The sequence below is a fragment of the Synechococcus sp. R5-12 genome, assembly GCF_047502655.1.
GTDB lineage: Bacteria > Cyanobacteriota > Cyanobacteriia > Thermostichales > Thermostichaceae > Thermostichus.
On record NZ_JANSIM010000119.1, the window covers coordinates 1 to 22,399 of the forward strand.

The 22,399-nt window shown below is 58.0% G+C and carries 19 protein-coding genes; 8 read left to right on the forward strand and 11 right to left on the reverse strand.

The window, feature by feature from the left end:
- Nucleotides 1-184 precede the first annotated feature (184 nt).
- Together NW843_RS07275 and sufR are read right to left on the reverse strand one after the other, a co-directional pair.
- Nucleotides 185-1,255, reverse strand: coding sequence for a 3-deoxy-7-phosphoheptulonate synthase (locus NW843_RS07275; protein ID WP_414332215.1), 1,071 nt, complete (start codon nt 1,253-1,255; stop codon nt 185-187).
- A gap of 275 nt (nt 1,256-1,530) precedes the next feature.
- Complete coding sequence (sufR, locus tag NW843_RS07280) at nt 1,531-2,247, reverse strand: iron-sulfur cluster biosynthesis transcriptional regulator SufR (protein ID WP_414522536.1); 717 nt, start codon at nt 2,245-2,247, stop codon at nt 1,531-1,533.
- Between the two features lie 180 nt (nt 2,248-2,427).
- On the opposite strand from sufR, the gene sufB reads away from it, so the two are divergent.
- From sufB to NW843_RS07305, 5 genes are all read left to right on the forward strand, one after another.
- Nucleotides 2,428-3,864, forward strand: a complete 1,437-nt coding sequence (gene sufB / locus NW843_RS07285) for a Fe-S cluster assembly protein SufB (protein WP_414357846.1) — start codon at nt 2,428-2,430, stop codon at nt 3,862-3,864.
- 244 nt (nt 3,865-4,108) lie between these two features.
- Nucleotides 4,109-4,507, forward strand: a complete 399-nt coding sequence (gene mscL, locus NW843_RS07290; protein ID WP_414522537.1) for a large-conductance mechanosensitive channel protein MscL — start codon at nt 4,109-4,111, stop codon at nt 4,505-4,507.
- Nucleotides 4,508-4,604: 97 nt separating this feature from the next.
- Complete coding sequence (gene sufC / locus NW843_RS07295; protein ID WP_414522538.1) at nt 4,605-5,420, forward strand: Fe-S cluster assembly ATPase SufC; 816 nt, start codon at nt 4,605-4,607, stop codon at nt 5,418-5,420.
- A complete protein-coding gene (sufD, locus tag NW843_RS07300; RefSeq protein WP_414522539.1) occupies nt 5,417-6,709 on the forward strand; it encodes a Fe-S cluster assembly protein SufD in 1,293 nt (430 codons plus the stop codon). The genes sufC and sufD overlap by 4 nt, the downstream gene beginning before the upstream one ends.
- 319 nt (nt 6,710-7,028) lie before the next feature.
- The gene (locus NW843_RS07305; protein WP_414522540.1) at nt 7,029-8,192 is read left to right on the forward strand and encodes an S-layer homology domain-containing protein; all 1,164 of its coding nucleotides are present in this window, start codon (nt 7,029-7,031) and stop codon (nt 8,190-8,192) included.
- Between the two features lie 38 nt (nt 8,193-8,230).
- On the opposite strand, the gene NW843_RS07310 is transcribed toward NW843_RS07305, so the two are convergent.
- Nucleotides 8,231-8,866 (reverse strand): exopolysaccharide biosynthesis protein, encoded by a 636-nt coding sequence (locus NW843_RS07310; protein WP_414522541.1) that lies wholly within the window; start codon nt 8,864-8,866, stop codon nt 8,231-8,233.
- Nucleotides 8,867-8,988: 122 nt separating this feature from the next.
- Here NW843_RS07310 and NW843_RS07315 point away from each other — a divergent pair, with 122 nt between their 5' ends.
- Nucleotides 8,989-9,414 carry a hypothetical protein gene (locus tag NW843_RS07315; RefSeq protein WP_414522542.1) on the forward strand — a complete coding sequence of 142 codons (426 nt, stop codon included), beginning with the start codon at nt 8,989-8,991 and terminating at the stop codon, nt 9,412-9,414.
- A gap of 216 nt (nt 9,415-9,630) precedes the next feature.
- Here the strand turns inward: NW843_RS07315 and NW843_RS07320 are convergent, their stop codons facing one another.
- The 8 genes from NW843_RS07320 to NW843_RS07355 all read right to left on the reverse strand — a co-directional run bounded on the left by NW843_RS07320 (nt 9,631) and on the right by NW843_RS07355 (nt 19,051).
- Entirely contained in the window at nt 9,631-10,623 is a 993-nt protein-coding gene (locus tag NW843_RS07320; protein WP_414522543.1) for a tyrosine-type recombinase/integrase, read from the reverse strand.
- Nucleotides 10,624-10,717: 94 nt separating this feature from the next.
- Nucleotides 10,718-12,073, reverse strand: coding sequence for an acetyl-CoA carboxylase biotin carboxylase subunit (accC, locus tag NW843_RS07325; protein ID WP_011433007.1), 1,356 nt, complete (start codon nt 12,071-12,073; stop codon nt 10,718-10,720).
- 154 nt (nt 12,074-12,227) lie between these two features.
- On the reverse strand, nt 12,228-13,163 hold the full coding sequence (gene ispE, locus NW843_RS07330) for a 4-(cytidine 5'-diphospho)-2-C-methyl-D-erythritol kinase (RefSeq protein ID WP_414522547.1): 936 nt from the start codon (nt 13,161-13,163) through the stop codon (nt 12,228-12,230).
- Between the two features lie 121 nt (nt 13,164-13,284).
- On the reverse strand, nt 13,285-13,737 hold the full coding sequence (locus tag NW843_RS07335) for a hypothetical protein (protein ID WP_414388642.1): 453 nt from the start codon (nt 13,735-13,737) through the stop codon (nt 13,285-13,287).
- 246 nt (nt 13,738-13,983) lie between these two features.
- A complete protein-coding gene (locus NW843_RS07340; RefSeq protein ID WP_414382798.1) occupies nt 13,984-16,005 on the reverse strand; it encodes an FHA domain-containing protein in 2,022 nt (673 codons plus the stop codon).
- Nucleotides 16,006-16,162: 157 nt separating this feature from the next.
- On the reverse strand, nt 16,163-16,705 hold the full coding sequence (locus NW843_RS07345; protein WP_414522544.1) for an FHA domain-containing protein: 543 nt from the start codon (nt 16,703-16,705) through the stop codon (nt 16,163-16,165).
- 529 nt (nt 16,706-17,234) lie between these two features.
- Complete coding sequence (locus NW843_RS07350) at nt 17,235-17,702, reverse strand: hypothetical protein (protein WP_414522545.1); 468 nt, start codon at nt 17,700-17,702, stop codon at nt 17,235-17,237.
- A gap of 137 nt (nt 17,703-17,839) precedes the next feature.
- Nucleotides 17,840-19,051 (reverse strand): acetate kinase, encoded by a 1,212-nt coding sequence (locus NW843_RS07355; RefSeq protein WP_414413710.1) that lies wholly within the window; start codon nt 19,049-19,051, stop codon nt 17,840-17,842.
- A 233-nt stretch (nt 19,052-19,284) separates the two neighbouring features.
- Between NW843_RS07355 and serA the strand changes: the two genes are divergently transcribed.
- Nucleotides 19,285-20,865 (forward strand): phosphoglycerate dehydrogenase, encoded by a 1,581-nt coding sequence (serA, locus tag NW843_RS07360; protein ID WP_414332254.1) that lies wholly within the window; start codon nt 19,285-19,287, stop codon nt 20,863-20,865.
- 61 nt (nt 20,866-20,926) lie between these two features.
- Nucleotides 20,927-22,243, forward strand: a complete 1,317-nt coding sequence (locus tag NW843_RS07365; RefSeq protein ID WP_414522546.1) for a bifunctional folylpolyglutamate synthase/dihydrofolate synthase — start codon at nt 20,927-20,929, stop codon at nt 22,241-22,243.
- Nucleotides 22,244-22,399 lie beyond the last annotated feature (156 nt).

Here is a 22,399-nt window from a genome sequence, read left to right on the forward strand (position 1 = left end):
TTCAGTATAGTTGAGCTTATTATTGACTAGAGTCATGCTCCATCACATCCTCCAAGATCGACCTGGAGACCCCATCCCACAGGGCCTGACGAAACAACGAAACCTTGGCTCGACCTTAGGAGCCGGTTGCCCCCTGTTCCCATTTCCTTTTTGATTCTTTAACAAACTCCGGGATCCCCATCCCTCAATGGCTGAGGGCCAACGCTCTCCCCTCTACGGTCGCTGCCATCTCCCACAACAGATCTTCCGTCTCTTCCCAGCCGATGCAGCCATCGGTGATGGAAACCCCGTACTGGAGCGGCGCCCCTTCCTGCCAGGTTTGCTTGCCCGGGTAGAGGTTGCTCTCCAGCATCAGCCCCATCAGAGCCCGCTGCCCCGCCTGGTACTGCTGTAGCACCGCTCGACAGACGGATCCCTGGTTGCGGTAATTTTTGTGGGAGTTGTCATGGGAGCAGTCCACCATCACCGAGCGAGGGATCCCTTGATCCTTCATCAGCAGTGCCGCCCGCGCCACATCTTCCGGGCCGTAGTTGGTCTTGCCCCCTCCCCCCCGCAACACAATGTGTCGATCCGGGTTGCCGGTGGTTTTCACCAGAGCCGTCATGCCATCTTGGCCGATGCCCAGGAAACTGTGGGGATGGCTGGCGGAGAGAATGGCATTGAGCGCAATTTCCAGCCGCCCGTCGGTGCCGTTTTTGAAGCCCACAGGCATGGAGAGGCCGCTGGCCATTTCCCGGTGAGTTTGGCTTTCGATGGTTCTGGCGCCAATGGCCGCCCAGCTCACCAGATCTGCCGTGTACTGAGGGGTCACCGGATCCAGCATCTCGGTGGCACAGGCCAGGCCCAGCTCGTTGATCTGCAAGAGAATGGAACGGGCCAGTTGCAGGCCGGTGGCAATGTCGCAGGAGCCATCCAGGTGGGGATCGTTGATCAGGCCCTTCCAGCCCACCGTGGTGCGGGGTTTCTCAAAATACGTGCGCATAACGATCACCAGGTGCTCCCGAGTTTGGTCGGCCACCCGCTTGAGGCGATGGGCATACTCCAGAGCCGCTGCGGGATCGTGGATGGAACAGGGGCCGACGATCACCACCAAGCGATGGAGATCCCGTCCGTGGATGATGTCGCGGATGGCTTGCCGAGTGGAGAGCACCACCTGGGCTGCCGTTTCCGTAAGGGGCAGCTTGGCCTTGACAGCAGCAGGGGCAATCAAGGGAGTCACCTCTTGGATATTGCAATTGTCGGTTTGAGGGGGCATGGAACTGTCCTCAGCGTGCAAGTGGGTAGATGGGGTCGTCGAGCCATCAAAAAAGCCCTGGCGCTGGGCTCAGGGCTTCAGGACTGACTCGGGTAAACTGTAGGTCTTTGTTTACGCGCCACCCTTCTGCCCTGGTCGTTGCCAGGGAAAGGTAAAGTAGCCAAAAAAGGAAGCGCGCCAGATCATGCGGAGAACAAACTTAAAACCTGTACGAGATAACTATACCCGAAAAAACCTCGTTTGACACCTCAGGGATCCGGTTTCCTGGGGAAGTCTTAAGTCGACCGAGCCGCTGGCTTGGCAATCCAGTAGCCGCAGGGGTGTTCTCCCTGCACCTGCCAGGTGATGCGCTCTACCCGGCAATCGGGCAAGGCGGCAGCAAACATCTCCAGCTCGTGGCCGCAGACGCTGGGAAAGGTGTGGGCAATCTGAGCAATGGCGCAATTGTGCTCAACCAACACATACTGCTCGACGTAATACTCGGATCCCTCTGCTGCCAGCGGCACAGTCAGGTCGGCAGGATAGGGGTAGTACTCCGCCATGTAACCCTCTGCCTGGCGCAACTGCACCAAACGCTCCAGCCGCTCCCGCAGGGATCCGGATCCCAGTTGGGCCTGATACTCCCGGGCTTTGCGCTGCCACTGGTGGTGGAGAAGGGATCCCATCTGTTCGGATCCCAGAGTTTCGGCCAGGGTGTTGAGCAGGCCAAGGGCAAACTCGTCGTAGCCGGCGGGGAACTGCTCTTCTCCCAAGGGGCTGAGCTGATAGAGATGCTGGGGTCGCCCTAGACCATTGGGTTGAGCGACATGTTGGATCAACCCCTCTGCCTCCAGATCCTTGAGGTGGCGGCGGATGGCCTGGGGAGAAATGCGCAGGTGCTCTGCCAGCGTTTGGGCGTTGGCCTGCCCCGCCTTGCGCAGATAGACCAAGATGGCCTGCTTACTCGAAGCGGGTTGAGCGACCTGCCCGGAGATCTTGCGCGTGCTGTCCACCCTCGCCCTCCTGGTTAGACTGGGATCCATCGGCTGCCGCTGCCAGCACAGCTCTCTGCTATTTTGACAACGGGATCATTGCTAAAGTAACCTGAGGATCAGTTAAACAACAACTCTGTTGTTTTATTTGGCCATCTGTCTTAGTCGCGTTTCTACCCTGTCACTACCCGAGAGCCATCCATGTCTACGAGCGTCCGCGCCCTGGTCAACCAGCCCTACAAGTACGGCTTTGTAACCGACATCCCCTCTGAGTCGATTGGCAAAGGCTTGAACGAAGAGGTGATTCGGCAGATCTGGGCCAAGAAAGGGGAGCCGGACTTTATGCTAGAGTTCCGGCTGCGGGCCTACCGCCAGTGGCTGAAGATGAGCGAGCCCACCTGGCCCAACGTCAGCTACCCGCCCATTGACTACCAAAACATTGTCTACTACTCGGCCCCCAAGGTGCAGCCCAAGAAAAAGAGCCTGGACGAAGTGGATCCGGTGCTGTTGGAGACCTTCGAGAAATTGGGGATCCCCTTGTCTGAACAGAAGCGGCTGGCCAATGTGGCGGTGGATGCCATCTTCGACAGCGTTTCGGTAGCCACCACCTTCCGGGAAAAGCTGGCCAAGGAAGGCGTGATCTTCTGCTCCATGTCGGAGGCACTGCGGGAGTATCCGGAGCTGGTGCGCAAGTACTTGGGCAGTGTGGTTCCCATTGCTGATAACTACTACGCTGCGCTGAACTCGGCAGTGTTCAGTGATGGATCCTTTGTCTATGTGCCCAAAGGGGTGCGCTGTCCCATGGAGCTTTCCACCTATTTCCGCATCAACAACGGCGAATCGGGCCAGTTTGAGCGCACCTTGATCATTGCCGACGAGGGATCCTACGTCAGCTACTTAGAAGGGTGTACTGCCCCCATGTTCGACACCAACCAACTGCATGCGGCGGTGGTGGAGCTGATCGCCCTAGACAATGCCGAGATCAAGTACTCGACGGTGCAGAACTGGTATGCCGGCGACGAAAACGGCAAAGGGGGCATTTATAACTTTGTAACCAAGCGCGGCCTGTGTCAGGGGGCCAACTCCAAAATCTCTTGGACGCAAGTGGAGACCGGCTCCGCCATCACCTGGAAGTACCCCAGCTGTGTGCTGGTGGGGGAAAACTCGGTGGGCGAGTTTTACTCGGTTGCCCTCACCAACCACTACCAGCAGGCCGATACCGGCACCAAGATGATTCACGTGGGCCGCAACACCCGCAGCAAAATCATTTCCAAGGGCATCTCGGCGGGACACTCCAAAAACAGCTACCGCGGTCTGGTCAAAATCGGGCCGAAAGCGGAAGGTGCCCGCAACTTTTCCCAGTGCGATTCCATGTTGATCGGGGATCAGTGCAGCGCCAACACCTTCCCCTATATTGAGGTGCAAAACAACACCGCCAAAGTGGAGCACGAAGCTTCCACCTCTAAGATTGGAGAAGAGCAATTGTTCTATTTCCAGTCGCGCGGGATCGGCATGGAAGATGCCGTGTCCATGATCATCAGTGGCTTCTGCCGAGAGGTGTTCAACCAACTGCCGATGGAGTTTGCCGTAGAAGCCGATCGGTTGCTGAGCCTGAAGTTAGAGGGATCCGTCGGCTAGGGGATTGTTCCCGACGTGAAGCTGAGCAAGTGGGCGAGGCCGCTGACACGCTGTGGGAGCAGGCGCTGCCATTTTCAGGAGAAGGGTAAGGGGTTAGGTAACTCCCAAGGCAGAGGGCTGTGATCCCCTGAAGCCAGAGGCGGCCCAAGGGCTTGGCGACGTTGCAAACAGCGCATGGATGCAGGGGGGGAGAGGGGATAATCAAGGAGTTTTGAACCGTAAGGCTAGGCAGGAGAAGTTCCCCATGAGGGCATTTCTGGAGGAGTTCAAAAAGTTCATCAGCCGGGGCAATGCCTTAGATTTGGCTGTTGGCGTTGTTATTGGAGGTGCTTTTGGGAAGATTGTGACTTCTTTTGTAGCAGATCTATTTACTCCGGTTTTAGGCTTGATGATTGGTGGAGTGAGCTTCCAGAACTTGGTCTGGAAAATCGGTGGAAGTCCTGAAGACCCAGTTACGATTAACTACGGTAGCTTTCTGCAAGCTGTGTTTGATTTTGTGATTATCGCTTTTGCTCTCTTCTTACTATTGAGAGCGATCAACACTCTACAGCGAAAGGAGGAAGAATCTCCTTCTATATCGCCCCCATCAGAAGTGGTCTTGCTGGCAGAAATTCGGGACATCCTCAATCGTCGCTCCCAATAGAGCTATAGGGGATCCTTAGGCCCAAAATCCAAACCTGGTTTAGGGATCCCTTAACTTTTCAGCTCCTGCCCTTCGGTGTCAACCCTAGAGTCTAGCCATGATCCGTGAAAACAGCCCTGTCATCTTATCCGTTCGAGATCTCAGCGCCGAGATCGACGGCACCCCCATTCTCAAGGGGTTGAGCCTGGAAATTCGCGCCGGAGAAATCCACGCCATCATGGGCCCCAATGGCTCTGGAAAAAGCACTTTTTCCAAGATCTTAGCCGGCCACCCTGACTACAGGGTGACGGGGGGCGAGATCCTCTATCTGGGCAAGAATCTTCTGGAAATGGAACCGGAGGAGCGGGCTTGGGCAGGGATCTTCTTGGCGTTTCAATACCCCATCGAGGTTCCGGGGGTGAGCAACTTGGATTTCCTGCGCGCCGCCTACAACGCTCGACAGAAATATCGGGATCAGCCGGAACTGGATGCTCTGGATTTTGACGACCTGGTACGGGAAAAGTTGGATATTGTCAAAATGGATCCCGTTTTTTTGGAGCGCTCTGTGAATGAGGGCTTTTCCGGCGGCGAGAAAAAGCGCAACGAGATCCTGCAAATGGCGGTGTTGGAGCCCACGCTGGCCATTTTGGACGAGACGGATTCCGGCCTGGATATCGACGCGCTGCGCATTGTGGCCCACGGCATCAACCGACTGGCCGGCCCTGAGAATGCCATGCTCTTGATCACCCACTACCAACGCTTGCTGGACTATGTAACCCCCGACTACGTGCACGTGATGGAGGGGGGTCGTATCGTCATCAGTGGGGACAAGACCTTGGCGCTGGAGCTGGAGGAACGGGGCTACGACTGGATCAAAACTCAGTCGGGTCAAGAACCGGCAGCTGCGACATCTCGGCAGGAGAAAGAGGGATGAGCGCCACCTTGCCCAAACCTTTTGCCCCAGAGAGCCGCCTATTCCTGGAGCACATCCTCGGCCAAATCCCGGAAAGGCAGGATCCCTACACCACCCTTAGGCAGCAGGCCCGCGCCCAATTGGCCGAACTGGGGATCCCGACCCCACGGGAAGAGGATTGGAAATACAGCGATCTCTCGCCACTGCTGGCCCACGAGTTTCGCCTGGCTGCCGCGGGGGATCCGGCTCTGGATGCAGCAACCCTAGAGCCCTGGCTTTGGCCGGAAGCCAGCTATAGCCACGCCGTGTTCGTCAACGGCTACTTTGCCCCCCAGCTTTCTGATTTGAGCGGCCTGCCCACCGCTTTGCAGGTGATCCCTTTAGCCCAAGCCCCAGGGGAGTTGCTGCAAACCCTGGCCAAGACGGATGTGTTTACGGCCCTCAACACCGCTCATCTGGGAGATGGGATCCAGATTGGCCTACAGCCCGGCCAGGAAGTTCTGTCACCGCTGCACCTGCTGTTCATAACGGTGGCTCCTGAGGGAGAGGCCGTTTTGGCCCAGCCCCGCTGCCTGCTGTCTTTGCAAGCCCACAGCTCCCTCACGCTGATCGAAGATCATGTATCCCTGGGATCCGGGATCCCCTTTGGCAACGCGGTTACGGAGATCGCCCTGGCAGAGGGATCTCGTTTGCACCATGTGATTTTGCAAAGGCAGGGATCCCCAGCCTTCCACATCAACAAGACCGCCGTGCGCCAAAGCCGCAACAGCCACTACCGCCTCCAGGCGATTCAGTGGGGATCCCAGTTTTCTCGCCACAACCTGGAGATCACCCAAGCCGGAGCCCAGGCCCACACCCAACTGCAGGGGCTAACGCTGCTGAAGGGATCCCAGCACAGCGACACCCACTCCCGCCTGGTGCATCAGGCCCCCCACGGCAGCAGCCGCCAATTGCACAAGTGCATTGTGGACGAGACGGCCCATGCGGTCTTCAGCGGACGGATTCTGGTGAGCCGAGAGGCCCAACTGACGGACGCCGCCCAGACCAACCGCAACCTGCTCCTAGGCCCCAAAGCCCGGGTCGACACCCAGCCGCAACTGGAGATCTTTGCCGACAACGTCAAGTGTGCCCACGGGGCCACCGTCAGCCAACTGGAGGCGGAAGAGATCTTTTATCTGCAAAGCCGGGGTATTCCCCAAGCTGAGGCCAGGCAACTTCTCACCTGCGCTTTTGCAGCAGAAACCCTGGAAGGGATCCCGTTGGCTCAACTTCCCGCCCTGGTGGCCCGCCGGTTGGCTGGGATCCCGTGAATCCAATCAATTCCAATAACAATAATAAGTTGTTGCTCCCCCATTACCCTCAAGAGTGACCAGACTTGGGCCTGACGCGACAGAGATTTAGGGGTTTCCTTATCAATCCTCTGCAGTTGCGTTTTGCTGCAAATCTTAGGTTAGAAACGCTCAAATTACCTCAGAGCAAGGGTTTCCGCCATTGTCATCACTGAGGAAATAGCCAGAATAAAAGTAGCCATCGACCCAGCAATGGGCGCTACGACAACTCGGTGAACGAACGATGTTTCCCTCTCTTTTAAATCCACGTGCAGCAGGCATACTCCTATCGGGAGCTGTCTTGGGCATCCACTGCCAGGTGGCCATGGCCGCTCCCTTCCGCGACACCTTTGGCCACTGGGCCCAAGCCTACATTGAGACCCTCTCCGCTCAAGGAGTGTTGAACGGCTTCCCCGATGGTACCTTCCGCCCCAATGAGCCGGTGACCCGCGCTCAGTTTGCCACCATTGTCAATACCGCTTTCCGCCTCCGCAATACCTCCGGTACTTTTATCGGCTTTCGGGATGTGCCCCCCACCCACTGGGCAGCCAGTGCCATCTCGACGGCAGCGGCCAACAACTTAGTCGCAGGCTTTCCTGATGGCACCTTCCGTCCTGAACAGCCCGTTACCCGCACCGAAGCGCTGGTGGTTTTGACCAACGCCATTGGCAACACGGGAGCGATCCCAGCCGCTCAGCCCAGCGATCTCTTCAGCCGCTACCGAGATGCGGCAGCCATCCCCAATTGGGCCCTGGCGCAAATTGCAGCGGCCAACCGCGCCGGGTTGATCGTCAATTATCCAGACCCGATGCTCTTGGAACCCAACCGCCCCGCCACTCGTGCCGAGGTGGCAGCCTTCACCCACCAGGCCATGCTCAACCGGGGATCCTTGGTGGCGCAAAACCCAGGGGGCTTGCTCTCCGGTTCCCAGCCAGGCTTTGACCTGCGTCTTTCCACTCTGGCGGCGGGCACCCTGATGCAAACCACCACCCCCTTCAACGAGCGCCTCTTCATTGCTCCCAACGAAACCCGGCCCATGTCTTTGATCGTCCGCAACCCGATTCGCAACGCCCAGGGAGATATTCTGGTGCCTTTTGGCTCGCGGGTGGATGGCCGCTTTGAGCCGGCCCCGGGGGGCACCCGTTTTGTGGCGGAAAGCATTATCGTCAACAACCAACTGTTCCCCTTGGCTGCCCAATCGGACATCATTCACGATGTCAAGGATCCCCGCTACACCACCACAGGCAAAATCATTCAGGATGCAGCCATCGGTGCGGCAGCGGGCGCCATTCTCGGCTTGGTGACCGGAGACAATGCCATTGCCACAGAAGAAGTGCTGGGGGCGGGGGTGGCCGGAGCGGTGATCGGCAATGTCACGGCGCCGCAAGTGGTGGTGCTGGATCCCAATCAGGTGATCGAGCTGCGCCTCACTCAGGATCTGGCGCTGGCCCCGACATCCCGATAACCGGTGCAAGGCCGGAATCATAAGTGGTGTCGGCACGGCTATCTCCCCAGCCAATCCAAGAGGGTTGTTCCCCCCCACCACAGGCCGATCAAAATGGAAGTGGTCAGCAGTCCTCCTGCTACACAGATCAGGGATCCCAAGCTGCACAGGATCCCGTCTTCTTCCAAAAGCCCAAAGGCGGTGACGAAAACCCCCATCGCCGGCAGAGTGTTGGTGCCTGGAACGGGGATGATCATGGAAATCCCCATCAAGCCAATCCAGGTGCCCAGCCAGACTTGGCCAAGCCGTGTGGTGCAGAGCTGCCGCCAGCGGGGACGGGCAATCTTTTCAATCCGCTGCAGCCACGGGATCCCGGCCTGCGCCCACTTTTGAAATTGCTTCCGTTCAACAGAGGTCTGCAACACCCATTTCGGCAGCCAAGGGGTGGTTCGCCCTGCCACCAGTTGAAGGGCCAGCAACACAATGAACACACCAAAGGGAGTGGAATAGCCGGGAGCTGGCAGCGGCAGAGCAGAAGGGAAAGAGAGCACTGCCAAAAACAAGCCAAAGCTGCGCTCGCCCGCCAGTTCCAGGATGTCTTCGATGCAGATCGACCCTTCCGGAGGGAGTTTGGGCTGCTCTGGGCTATCGGGAAGGCAGGAAAGCCGGGCTAGTTCTTGGGATAGACGGGCCATGGAAGCTACAGCAGGCAAAGTTTGGAAACGGGTGAGCGCTATTTGGAAAGCCAACGCTAGCCTACTGCAAATTCAAACTGTGTTGGATATCTTGAGCAAAGGGGTGGTTTTGGAGAGGTGACATGCTCGGCAACAGGCTCAACAGGGCCGAGAACATCAGCGGTCTGGAGCAATGGCAGAAGTATCCAACTCAGTTCGGCAGAGGGGGTCGTAGGCTAGGATGGCCCCTGCTGCTGGGATCCCTACTGATAGTGGGGCACGGTGTGGCCCTGGCAGAAGCGCAGTTGGAGGTGGGCACTTCCACCACCCTATCCCCGCAGGCAGCTCCGCCGGTGTTACCACCCCCCCCTGTGAGAGTCCGACAAATTTCCGTGGATACCGATCCCGAGCAAACCGCCGATATGCCCCTTTCCTTGATGGCTGAGCAGGTACTGGAGGCAGTGTGCGAAGCGCAAATTGATGCTCAGCGGGCCTTGGCTCTCATGCCCGACCTGAGCGAATCCCATATCCGTGCTGCCTGTCCGAAGCGACTGATCCCCAAAAGCTGAGAGGTCGCCCCCAAGTTGGCACCGAAGATTAGCCGGAAATACATTATTGTGGCGTTATTGTGGATCCAAACCCCCGTCCTTATTGCTATTTGGGTGGCGTTGTTGGGACAGTTGCAGCCGGTGGGAGTATTGGTGGCGGCCTTTTTGCACTTTTCTTCGAGCAATCTGCATCTGTCTCACTTGAAACAATAGAGGCCATAGCACACTAAGGGATCCCTAAACCAAGCCCTGATTCAAGATCTCGCGGGAACGGGCGATGGCTGCTCTCAAGTTGGCCCGCTGGGTGTAGCGCATCGTCATGGCGGCAGTTGTGTGGCCCAGCAAGTGCTGAATGTGTTCGGGGGCAACGCCGCGATCCAGCAACAAGGTGGCAAAACTGTGGCGAAACTGGTGGGGGGTTTGATGTCCCGGCTCAGGCTCGGTTAGCTTGAGCACAATATGCCGCAGGCCATCGTAGGTGAGGGGGCGCCCCCGGTAGGCCAAGCAGCGAGATTGGGAAACAAACAAGGGATCCGTCGGCGCGCACGGGCCCCGTTCTCGGCTCAGATACTGTTGCAACAGCTCGGAGAGGGGATCCCCTACTGCCACAGCGCGAGGTTTACTCCCCTTGCCACAGCGCACTTCCAACAGGGATCCCTCAGGGCCGATTTGAAAATCTTGAACGGTTAAGTCCAACAGCTCCTGGGCCCGCAGCCCGCACTCCAGCATCAGGCGAATCAAAGCCGCGTAGCGCAGAGAATGGTTTTGGGCCCGCTGCAACACCCGCTGCAACAACAACCGATCCAGATCGCGAGGCAAACGAGCGGGTAGGCGGGCAGGTCGAATGGCTTGAGTGGGCAGGGGATCCTGAAGGTAGCCCCTTTGGCTGGCCCATTCAAAAAATTGCTGCAAGGCCAACCGCTTCAGGTTGTAGGTGGCCGGGGAAGCGGGCGGATGGATCCGCTGGCCGGAGCGGTTGCGAAACGGACGGCCCTTCAAGCTGTTCAAAAAGGACTGGACGTGGGCAGGCTGCACCTGGGGCAGCGGCACGGGGCAAGTTTTGGCAAACTGCTCCAGAGCGATGCGATAGGTGCGGCGGCTAGCCGGGGCCAGATCCCGCTGCCGCTCCTGCAAAAATTGCGCCGCCAGATGGCTGAGGCTGGGAGCAGGGCCAGTCGGCTGACTCTGGGGATGGGTCTCCTGAGCCCAGCCCGATCGAGGCTCCCTCATCCTGCCACCTCCATCCCTCTGCTAGCCCTTAACTTTATCCTCAACTTGTGGCCAGCTGCTGTCCAGAGAGGGATCCCGACCTGAGAGTCGATGGCTACTGGCCGGGCAGCAGGTGTTGGGTGATGAAATCCGTGTACACCTCGCCCCGCAAAAAAGCCTCGTGGCGCAGGATCTGCTGGTGGAAAGGGATCGTGGTGGGCACCCCAGTGATGGCACATTCCCCCAAAGCCCGCTGCATGCGGCGGATGGCTGCTGCCCGGTTAGGCCCCCAGACGATCAGCTTGCCCAACAGCGAATCGTAGTAGGGGGGAATGGTGTAGTCGGTGTAGATGTGGGAATCCATGCGCACCCCCGGCCCCCCAGGGGGCAAATAGGCACTGATCGTGCCAGCGCAAGGCCGAAACTGCTGCTTGGGATCCTCGGCGTTGATGCGGCATTCGATAGCATGGCCCCGCAACTCCACATCCTTCTGGCGAAAGGTGAGGGGTTGACCTTGGGCAATGCGAATCTGCTCGGCAATCAGATCCAGCCCTGTCACCATCTCGGTAACCGGGTGCTCCACCTGGATGCGGGTATTCATCTCGATGAAGTAAAACTGGCCATTTTTGTCCAGCAAAAACTCCACCGTGCCCGCTCCCACGTAATTCACCACCTTGGCTGCTTTCACCGCCGCTGCTCCCATGCGGGCGCGCAAGCTTGCAGTCAAAGCCGGGCTGGGAGCCTCTTCCAACAGCTTTTGATGCCGCCGTTGAATGGAGCAATCCCGCTCGTACAGATGCACCACATTGCCCTGGCTATCCGCCAAGATTTGAAACTCCACATGACGGGGGCGCTCGATGAACTTCTCCAAGTAAACCCCGCCGTTGCCAAAGGCTGCTTGGGCTTCCCCCTGAGCGGTGCGCAGCATCTTCAGCAGCTCCTGGGCATCCCGCGCCACCCGCATACCCCGCCCCCCGCCACCGGCGGTGGCTTTGATGATCACGGGGTAGCCGATTTTCTCCGCCAGCTTCACTGCCTCCTCCTCAGAGGTGATCAACCCGCGGCTGCCCGGCACCGTCGGCACCCCCACCGCTTGCATGGTCTCGCGGGCCGTGGCCTTGTCGCCCATCTTGCGCATCGCCTCTGGCGAGGGGCCGATGAAGATCAAGTTGTGGTCGGCACACATCTCGGCAAATTTGGCATTCTCCGCCAAGAACCCATAGCCCGGATGAATGGCAGTGGCCCCGCGGGTGAGGGCTGCCGAGATGATGTTGGGAATGTTGAGGTAGCTTTTGGCCACCGGGGCATCTCCTACGCAAACAGCCTCGTCCGCCAGTTGGACGTGCAGGGAGTTCTGATCCGCAGTGGAGTAAACGGCCACAGTTCGGATCCCCATTTCCTGACAGGTGCGGATGATGCGCAGGGCAATCTCACCCCGGTTGGCGATCAGGATCTTGGTGATGGGCGGCATGAGGGAGGTTCAGAGCAGAGAGATAACTTGACCGCTAAAGCCAGCAGTTTGTGAACGCAAGGTTAAGTTTAGGTGCTCATCCTACTATGCCAAGCAGAGGGAAGAATAGAGAAGGCTGGTGGGGATCCCACATTCAGCCCATCCAGTCGACAACCTAGGTAGGACTGAGGCTACAGGGATCCGGCTGCAGCAGAATCCCAGTGGGGGCAAACTGCGTGACCCAAAACTCCACATCTTGAAACTGGCGACGCAGGGTGTCGCGCGCTTGGGCGGCCAGCTCCAGGCTGGGCATGATTCCGAAGACCGTTGGCCCTGACCCCGACATCAGGGATCCCAGGGCCCCCGCCGAGAGAAGAGCTTGGCGCAGTTCCCCTACAATCGCGTACTCCGGCAAAACCACCTGTTCCAAGTCATTGCGCAAACTCCTGGCTAACGCCGGCGGATCCTGACGGCTGAGAGCCGCCAACGCCTGCGGCAAGGTGGGCAGTGTGGGTTTGGGTAGGGCATCCCCTCCCAAGCTCCCCTGACGAGAACGAAAGGCTTGATAGGCCCAGGCAGTCGAAACCCCCAGGTGCTTGGGCTTGGCCAGCAGCACAGGGATCCCTTCCCAATCGGCCAGCGGCTCCAAAACTTCCCCGCGCCCGGTGGCCAGTTGCGTTCCCCCCTGGATACAGAAGGGAATGTCGGATCCCAAGCGGGCTGCCAAACTCTGCAACTCTCCCACCGTCAGGCCCAGCCCCCACAGTTGGTTTAACCCCACCAAAACCGCCGCCGCATCAGCCGAGCCCCCCGCCAAACCTGCTGCCACCGGAATGTGCTTTTCGATGTGAATCTCCACGCCAGCGGCAGAGTGACACTCTTTTTGCAGCAGCTCAGCGGCTTGATAGGCAAGGTTGCGGGCATCTGCAGGCACTTCTGGACGATCGCAGGTGAGGTGGATCCCGTGAGGACGGCTCTTCAACTGCAGTCGATCCGCCAAATGAATGCTCTGCAACACCATCGCCACCTCTGAATACCCATCAGGACGGGAGCCGAGGATTTCCAGGTAGAGGTTGATCTTGGCGCGGGCAATCAGGGTACAGGCTTGCATGGGGTGAAAATCTGGGTCAGCAACAAGTCTCAACTCCCCTTAGCCTGTACAGACCTGATCAAAACACAGACTTATCCGGGGAGGTCTCCCAGCCCGATTCTAACGGCAATGGATCCCCTCTCTAGCTGCCGGAGCGAGGCCATGGCCCCAGCCACTCTCCACCGCGAAAGCGCCAGCGGGGAAACAAAATGCGCATCACCACCCAAGCGCTGAGGTAAAGGCAAACCCAGACCACACTGTAGTGGAGAATAAAATCTCCCAAGTCAAACCGTTGGGTTGGGATATAAGGAAGACCCACCACCTTCAAGACTGTACCCAAAAAAAGCCCTTCCCAAATGCCGGCCAAAAGCTGAAGGATCCCAGGCCAATCGTGATCCCACATCCACCCCATCAGGTAGTTATAAACAACATCCCAAACACAGCCAAACAGACCCACGTAGAGCAATACCCAAAAATAGGTGAGGCTGCCGCCATGTCCGGTGATCCCAAAATAAAAGGGTAAACTTGCCAAAACACCAACGGTGGCCAATAAGAAAATGCGAGTTTGCCAGCGGCCAATCAGGGTCGGAGTCATCTTTTCCTCCAGCAGTTTTGCCTATCGAGATCATCAGGATCCGTGTCGCTCCCAGTCTGTTTGAGGGAACCTTCTGGCCCTCACCCCCAACCCTTCCCCCTTTGGTATAGAAGAGTTGGGGATCAACGCAACACCCCTTTCACCAGGTTCAACGGGATGGGGAATAGCCATGATGTGTCGCCAACAATAGCGTTGATAACCATAAACATCCGGCAAAATCCAGGAGCGTTGCCCAATGTCGGCAAGCTAGGGGCTGATGTTTAGGGCCCACTTGCACCATTGCCACAGGGATCGGATCCCTTCTAAGCCTTTGACCCCCGGTGCCCGCAGTCGAGCCAGGTGTTCCACCGAGCGATGGGCACAGTACTGTAAACCCAAAAACGTATCCACCGGCGCATAGGGCCCGCCCAAGGTGATGATCCCAGCGGCGTACATTCGCCCATCCCGGTTGCGCATCTCCACCAGCTCAAAGTCGTTGGAGACATGCAAGCGCCCGTGAGGATTGAGGGGCAGGTTGTAGTGGGTAATTAGATCGTTGAGGAGAGGATTGGTCATGGGATCCGAAACCAAACCCGTACAGTCGATAACGAAATCGGCCTCCACCTTTAATTGCGTGTTGTTGTGGGTACCTCGAATGTAGGTTACCGGCTTACCCTTGTCGCCGGGAACCACCGACTCCACCTTGCCGAACACAATCGAGTACCAGCCCTCTCGCAACCCTTGCCGCACGATCCGCCGCCATTTCCGCCGACTTGCTGTCGTGGTGCCGCCCCAAGCTTCCAGCAGTTCGCGCCGTTCCAGGGGGGTCGCCGCTTCCAATTTGGCACGCAGAACTCCTCCCCAAGTGCCCTTGGGCCAGTTGAAGGGCTGAAACTCCCAATGGTTATCCACTGCCCGTTTGGCTCGTCCGAAGCGATTACCGCTTTTGGGCGCACGGCTCAGATGCACCACCGAGATGCGGGGGTTGACTTTGCGGGCTTCGTAAAGGCGTTCCATCACCTGAGAGGCGACGATCCCAAATCCCCGAATTAGGACGGTGCCACCTTGTTTCTCCAACTGCTCATAAACGTGATCATGAGGCTCATAGCCGTGTACCACCGATCTCAAATCTCCTGTTTTTTCGCGAAACTCCTGCAGGTCGTTGAGCAACTTGATGGCCGGATATCCAGTTGCCAAATGGAGATACTTGGCCACCATAAAACGGTGATCCGTATGGCCGGGCCGCGTTGCCGAATAGGCCACCACATATCGCCCATCCTCCGTTTTGCGAATGGCGCGAATATGGCCGTAACACAACATTTGCTCCCAACCAATTCGGGCTGCCTCCCGATCCATTGAGGCAAATACATCCCCCGCCCGCGGCGTATAGGTATCTGCCAACAAGGGCTCACTAAATACCTGCCACAAAAAGCCGAATGCTTCCAACAATCGGCCGGAGAAAAAGGAACGCCAAGCATCCCGCAGAGCATAGCCAGGCCAGCCCCAAATGTTGTCTGGACAAGAATCGGAGCCAGAGCGAATTCGCTTCCAGCGGGGGATCTGGCAGTTGGTCAAAAGCCGTTCATACCGTTCGTAGGGTTTGCGGGCAATGCTGATGACGCGGATGTGTTCCGGTCTGACCCCGTAGATGCGCAGGGTATCCACCCAGACAAAGCTGCCGATACCGCCGCCCAAGGCCAAATAGAGGGTCTCTTCCACAGGTAGTCCGGTGGCTTTGAGGGCGCTCAGGGCAATTTGCTCAGCTCGAAACAAATCCGGCGGCGGAAAATCCGAGCCAGGCCGCACCTCGGGAAGCTGCTCTGGGGCAAAAACCACCGTGGAAGCCGGGGGAACCTCAAATGCGGTGTCGGGTTGGGTGGCCGGGCGAATCAGTTCGGTGCGCGGCTCCAGCAAAAGAGTAGGGGTGGCGGTCAGAAGGGTGGCATTGGGATCCCTGGGGGACACCAAACCCACGGTGATGCTGTAGGGGCCAAGCTCCACCACTTCTCCCCCCTGGAGCACCCGGCGTGCCTGACGGATTTTTTCCCCATTGATGCGGCTGCCGTTGGCACTGCGATCTTCATAGATGACCTGGCCATCCTCACCGAGATAGACGAGGGCGTGATAACGGGAGATCTCCTGGCTGGCAAACACAGCCCGCGCCACTTCTCGACCTTGCCATTCCTGTGGCAATTGGGCCAGCTCCCTGCCCAAGGCAAGAGGCAATGGAAAAATCAGCTCCTGCTGTTCTTCGGTGATGGGATCTTCCCAGCTCAGTTGAATTTGCATAGCTTCTGCTCACCTTTATAAAAATCATGATGGAGCCATTGAGAAAACCCAGAACAACGCGACCTCACAGGTCACCTCGGGGTTTGTCTGGGATCCCTTTCTTCAATCCCTTATGGACTTGGATTGGCCGCCGGGATCCGTGGGAAGAATCGTTGCCCTAGGCAGGAGATTGCGGGGCTTTGCCAGCTTCTGGAGGAGGGATCACCAAGGTAGCGCTCAAGACCAAATGTCCACAGTAGGGACAATTCTGACCCTGATATTCTGGGGGCAGGTAGTGAGGGTTTTCCAGGCGGCTGCACTTAACCTTGAGGGTGTCCAAAGTGCCGCGGCTGAGGAGATCCCCCTGATCCTTCCTGGCCACTTCTATAGACTTCACCCTCAGCACAATGTGCCCCAACTGAATTTGGCTATTGGCCTCAAGCGCAGGCTCCTCCTGAATCATTTTTCGGCCATTCACCCAGACAGGGTTGGGCTGCTTAGGAGGCAAACGATCCCGAGTTAAGTTGCGAATGTGAAAGTTTAAGGTTTTGGGATCAAAATAAAGCCCGGCGTGAACTCCTGAGACCGAGCGAGTTGGGTCATTGAGCACCACATCACAGCTGGGATCCCGTCCAATGGTAACCAGCTTGGAGGGAACAGGCGAAACCGTTTGCGATCGGCGCCGGTTGGCCTCGGTCCATTCTAAAGTGAGTTGACACACGATCCCATTCTCCACAGTTCAGCGCCTCCATTCCCTAGATCGGCTTCAGCATATCCAAAGGTCAGCTTGGGGAAAGCAGAAGATGTCTTTTTCGTCAAAATTGTTATCTTTTTGGATAACTATAACCTACTCCCCTGACCAAAGGCTTGCGCTGATCCGGATCACCTGAGTTGGGATCTCCGAGTTACATTCCTGCTGGAGACCGTGCCCAAACGCTCCGCGCCGCTTCCGCGACCACCCTCAGCTCCTCTTCCAGAGGGAGAGGGGAGCCAGACGGAAAGGTTTCATTCATGATGTTTAGACCATGATGTTTAGAGTGACTACATACTCGACTTTATCCCCACCCGATTTGAAGCAACAAAACTCGATCTCCTCAGGAACGGCGAGGCCGTTCAAGTTTGACCGAGGTGGCCTGATCCCTTGGCCGGAAGCCTCAGAAATCCACCTGAGAGATAGGGCCTAGAGTGAGTTTTGAGTTTCTGGGGATCCTGCAAGACTAGTATCCTCTGTGTCTTTATCCAAACCGTTTTCAAAGCACTCCGGTAAATGGGAAACTGCCGCTGCCCAGCCGCTCCTGCCGATCGAACACACTGATGGTGAGCTGATGGGATCCCGTTTGAGTGAGGGTAAAGCGATTCTGGGTCAGGGTCAGCCCTGTAACGGTGCAGGTGGTCGCCCCAACGAAGCAGCCGGGCAACTGAGCAGCATCAAAAGCTCCCAGGGTTACGAAATTGCCCAGTGGGGTGGTGACGGAAGCCAAAAAGGCGTTGGAACCCCGGATCCCGGCAGGGGCTTCTACCCGGAAAGACACCACAAAGGTCGGGGTTTGCCCCACCGAGACGGTGCGCGGGGAGAGATCGGTAATGGTGAGGGACGGAGCAGGTATGGGAGGTGGCAGGGGCGGAAGATTGCTGCTGCCGGTTGTACCCCCACACCCCACCAGAGCGTTGCTCAGCAGCACCAGCACTGGGATCCGTTCATGTATCCGTTGCATCATCTCTTCTCCATCCCCAAAAGATCCCAAAGGAGTCTCAAAAGACCTTCTTTCTTGAGCTTATTGTCCGAGGTTGATCTTCACCAAGCCAGTGGGCAGAAAGGAGAGAACCTGGCAAGCAGCGGCCTGGGATCCTTCGCTTATTCCCCTTGCAAAAGGTTTTGGCAAGCTGTGGCAATGGCCCAGTCCTCTTGGGCTGAGATCACCAGAACCCGCACCGGAGCATCCGAAGTGCTGATATCGCAGTTGCGGGGGGATCCGGCATTCAAAACCGGGTCGATCTGGATCCCTAAAAAACCTAGGTCTGCACAGGCTGCCGCCCGCACCGGTGCTGAGTTTTCCCCAATCCCCCCAGAAAACACCAGCGCATCCAGCCGATCTAAGCTCATGAGCATTGCCCCAATCTGGCTGCGCAGACGGTGGACAAACAGCTCAAAAGCCAGCTCCGCCCGGGCATGGCCTGCCTCCATTGCCTCCAACACAACCCGCATATCGCTGCTCAGGCCGGAAACGCCCTTCAACCCCGATTCTCGGTTCAAGATCCGATCCAGTTCATCCACACTCATGCCCTGGCGCAACTGATGGATCAAAATGCCCGGATCCACTGACCCCGACCGGGATCCCATCATCAAGCCCTCCAGGGGGGTGTAGCCCATGGTGGTGTCCACACTTCTGCCCCCGCGAATGGCCGCCAACGAGCAGCCGTTGCCCAGGTGACAAGTGATCAGCCGCAACTCCTCCAGGGGTCGGTTCAAGATCTCGGCAGCGCGACGGGCGCAATGCTCGTGGTTGATGCCATGAAACCCGTAGCGGCGGATCCCTTGTTCAGCCCAAGCGTAGGGAAGGGGGTAAAGGGCTGCGGCCAGAGGCATTTGCTGGTGGAAGGCGGTGTCGAAAACGGCCACCTGAGGGATCCCCGGCAACAGTTGCCTTAGCAGACGGATGCCAGCCAGCGCAGCAGGGTTGTGGGCTGGGGCCAAGGGGATCAATTGCTCAATCGCCCTCTCCACCTCTGGCGTAATTAAGGTGGGCTGCCGGTACAGGGATCCCCCATGCACCACCCGATGGCCGACGCCGCCGATCTCAGCCGCCTGCGGGAGCAGGGATCCCTCCCCTTGCCAGAGGCTTTGAAACAGCGGGGCCAGTTGGCCGATCCCTCCCTCAGGTGAAGCGGAGGGAAAAGATTCCCACCCACCGCCTCGCCGACGAGTCTGGATGAGGGCCTCCCCCGGCTTGTAGGTGAAATCCACCTGGGCTTGCCAGATGGGCGTGGCCTCCACCCTTCCCTCAACCGTCAGAAATAGGGAGGATTTGAGGCTGCTGGAACCGGCATTGACGACCAGAATATTCACAGCGTGTCTTCGTTGGCCTTCGCACTGCTGGGCTTAAGGCCTATAGCCCGCTTGCTTGAACAGAGCGGTTGACTACCCTGCCGCTAAGGATGACCATAGCATTAAAGCCCTCCTGCAGCTTCCTGAGGCCAAGGCGAACTGCGTAGCGGTAGGACGGAGCTTTAGACCCAATTTTTTGGGTAATCTGTTCCCCTACTTCTGTTGCCCTCCATCCCACTGGACTAACGCTGCTTATGCCCAGAGTCATCGTCACAGATCCCATCGATCAGGCGGGGATCGACATTCTCTCCCAAGTCGCTCAGGTGGATGTGCAAACTCAGCTCACCCCAGAGCAGTTGATCGCGGTCATCCCCAACTACGATGCCATCATGGTGCGCTCCGGTACACGGGTTACCCGAGAGGTGATCGAGGCGGGGACGAACTTGAAGATCATCGGGCGGGCGGGCGTTGGCGTTGACAACATCGATGTGCCTGCCGCAACCAAAGCCGGGATCCTGGTGGTCAACTCCCCAGAGGGCAACACCATTGCCGCTGCCGAGCACGCCATTGCCTTAATGATGGCCCTCTCCCGCCACATACCTGATGCCAATGCCTCTCTGAAGTCGGGCCTGTGGAATCGGCAAGAGTTTGTCGGCGTAGAAGTCTACAAAAAAACGCTGGGGATTGTCGGATTGGGTCGGATTGGATCCCATGTGGCCCAGATTGCCAAGGCGATGGGGATGAAGCTGCTGGCCTATGACCCCTATCTGTCCGTGGAGCGGGCAGAGCAACTGGGGGTGCGCCTGGTGGACTTCACAACTTTGGTCCAGGAATCGGACTACATCACCTTGCACGTTCCCAAAACCCCTGAAACCACCAACCTGTTCAACGCCGAAACCTTTCGCATGATGAAGCCGACCGCTCGCCTGATCAACTGCGCCCGCGGCGGTTTGGTGGATGAACAAGCCCTGTACGAAGCCCTGAAATCCGGCCAAATTGCCGGAGCGGCTTTGGATGTATTTGCCAATGAGCCCCTGAAGGACTCCCCGCTGTTTTCCCTGGGCAAAGAAGTCCTGCTCACTCCCCACTTGGGGGCCTCCACCGAAGAAGCCCAAGTGAATGTGGCCATTGATGTGGCCGAGCAGATCCGCGATGTGTTGCTGGGGCTGCCGGCCCGCTCTGCCGTGAACATCCCCGGCCTACAGGCAGAGGTGCTGCAAAACCTCAGACCCTACCTGGACTTGGCCGAAACCCTAGGCAACTTGGTTGGCCAATTGGCGGGGGATCGCGTCAACCAGTTGGAGATCCGCCTGCAGGGAGATCTGGCGGAAAAAGATGGGCAGCCGATCGTCATTGCCGCCCTCAAAGGGCTTTTGACGCTGGCGCTGCGGGAGCGGGTCAACTACGTCAACGCCTCCATCGAGGCCAAAGAACGGGGCATCCGGGTGGTGGAAACCCGAGATCCCTCCTTGAAAGATTATTCCGGATCCCTGACGTTGATTGCCCACGGCCCCAATGGGATCCGCTCGGTTTCGGGGGCGTTGATTGGGGAGCGAGAGGTGCGGATTACCCAGATCGACGAGTTCCCGGTGAATGTGCCCCCTTCCGCCAACATGCTGATGACCCTGCACCGGGATATGCCGGGAATCATCGGACGGATTGGCACCCTGCTGGGAGCCTACAATGTCAACATCGCCAGCATGCAGGTGGGGCGCAAGATCATCCGCGGCGATGCAGTCATGGTGCTCAGCTTGGACGATCCCCTGCCGGATGGGATCCTGGAAGAGGTGCTCAAGCAGCCGGGCATCCGTGACGCTTTTGTAGTGAACCTCTAGAATTGTTGACCCCTAGAAAAAATCCCAAATCTCACCTACCCTGGCAAGACGGAGTCTTTGCTTGAACCAGAGCAACTTGTCCCTAACCCTGTCCCAGATCCCAGACTGGGATTGGCCGGCCTTTCTGGAGTCCCTGGGCCATTTTGGTGTGGATCTCAGTCTGGAACGCATGCAAGTCTTGCTGCAGCGTCTAGGACAGCCCCAAGCTGGGATCCCGGCCATCCATGTAGCCGGCACCAACGGCAAGGGATCCGTCTGTGCCTGGGTCAGCCACGTGTTGTGGGCGGCAGGCTATCGTGTGGGCCGCTACACCTCTCCCCATTTGGTGGACTGGCGGGAACGGATTTGGCTGAACGGGGAATACATTTCCGCCAACGACTGGAGCCAAGCGCTGGCCCAGGTGCGAGACTGCCTACAAACCTATGCCCCTGACGAGGCTTCTCCCACCCAGTTTGAGGTTATCACCGCTGCCGCTTGGCTGTACTTCCGCCGGCAAAAGGTGGATGTGGCGGTGATAGAAGTGGGCCTGGGGGGGCGGCTGGATGCTACCAATGCTGGGATCGAGCCGGTGGTAACGGCTATCACCTCCATCGGCTGGGATCATTGGCAGCGCTTGGGCAACAGCCTTCCCCAAATTGCCTCTGAAAAGGCGGGTATTCTCAAGCCAGGGATCCCGGCAGTGTGCGCACCCCAAACTCCAGAGGTCACAGCAGTTATCCGAGCCAAGGCAGAGCAATTGCGAAGCCCCCTGAAGATGGTCGAACCTCTGCGATGGTCAGAGCCTCAAACCGTCCACTGGCGAGGGCAGCTCCTCACCTTGCCCCTCAGCGGCGATGTACAACTCACCAATGCAGCAGTAGCCCTTGCCGTTGTAGAAACCCTACAGCAACAGGGCTGGCGGATCCCGGATGCCGCTGTCGAAAAAGGATTTGCCATCACCCGTTGGCCGGGGCGCTTACAGCGGGTGCAGATTGGATCCCGTCAGTTGCTGATGGACGGAGCCCACAACTTACCCGCTGCCCAGGCTCTCCGTCGCTATCTGGATAAGTATCAACCTGGCCCCCTCACCTGGTATATGGGCATCCTCACCACCAAGGATGTCCAGGGCATTCTCAGCACCCTGCTGCGACCGGGAGATTGCTTTTTCGCTCTGCCAATTGCTGGCCACTCTGGGACGGATCCCGAGCAACTTGCTCAGCTAGCCCAGACTCTGCAGCCTCATCTCGCCTCGGCACGGGCACTGCCCAATCTCTCCGCTCTTCGGGCTCAGTTGCTCAAGCCGAAAAACCTCACTGAGCCACCAGCTGTAATCTGCGGATCCCTGTACCTATTGGGCCAGGTGATGCAGGAATGTTTGGGATGGGATCTAGCCTGTTGAACTGACAGGTGAAACCTTATGCAAAACCTGAGCTCCTCTCTTATAAAGAGAGAGGAGCTATGAACAAAAACTAGCTCTCAACCACTATCACTTGATCAAGATACTCCCCTACTGATTGGGTTAGGGTGGTGGGCCTGGCACCGAGCTAGGTTGCCA

Coding starts and splice junctions, on each gene's coding strand:
- serA (WP_414332254.1), top strand. CDS start 19,285: ATGCCCAGAGTCATCGTCACAGATCCCATCGATCAGGCGGGGATCGAC.
- accC (WP_011433007.1), bottom strand. CDS start 12,073: ATGCCGCCCATCACCAAGATCCTGATCGCCAACCGGGGTGAGATTGCC.
- mscL (WP_414522537.1), top strand. CDS start 4,109: ATGAGGGCATTTCTGGAGGAGTTCAAAAAGTTCATCAGCCGGGGCAAT.
- NW843_RS07335 (WP_414388642.1), bottom strand. CDS start 13,737: ATGACTCCGACCCTGATTGGCCGCTGGCAAACTCGCATTTTCTTATTG.
- sufD (WP_414522539.1), top strand. CDS start 5,417: ATGAGCGCCACCTTGCCCAAACCTTTTGCCCCAGAGAGCCGCCTATTC.
- NW843_RS07340 (WP_414382798.1), bottom strand. CDS start 16,005: ATGCAAATTCAACTGAGCTGGGAAGATCCCATCACCGAAGAACAGCAG.
- sufB (WP_414357846.1), top strand. CDS start 2,428: ATGTCTACGAGCGTCCGCGCCCTGGTCAACCAGCCCTACAAGTACGGC.
- NW843_RS07310 (WP_414522541.1), bottom strand. CDS start 8,866: ATGGCCCGTCTATCCCAAGAACTAGCCCGGCTTTCCTGCCTTCCCGAT.
- sufC (WP_414522538.1), top strand. CDS start 4,605: ATGATCCGTGAAAACAGCCCTGTCATCTTATCCGTTCGAGATCTCAGC.
- ispE (WP_414522547.1), bottom strand. CDS start 13,163: ATGCAAGCCTGTACCCTGATTGCCCGCGCCAAGATCAACCTCTACCTG.
- NW843_RS07320 (WP_414522543.1), bottom strand. CDS start 10,623: ATGAGGGAGCCTCGATCGGGCTGGGCTCAGGAGACCCATCCCCAGAGT.
- NW843_RS07350 (WP_414522545.1), bottom strand. CDS start 17,702: ATGATGCAACGGATACATGAACGGATCCCAGTGCTGGTGCTGCTGAGC.
- NW843_RS07315 (WP_414522542.1), top strand. CDS start 8,989: ATGCTCGGCAACAGGCTCAACAGGGCCGAGAACATCAGCGGTCTGGAG.
- NW843_RS07275 (WP_414332215.1), bottom strand. CDS start 1,255: ATGCCCCCTCAAACCGACAATTGCAATATCCAAGAGGTGACTCCCTTG.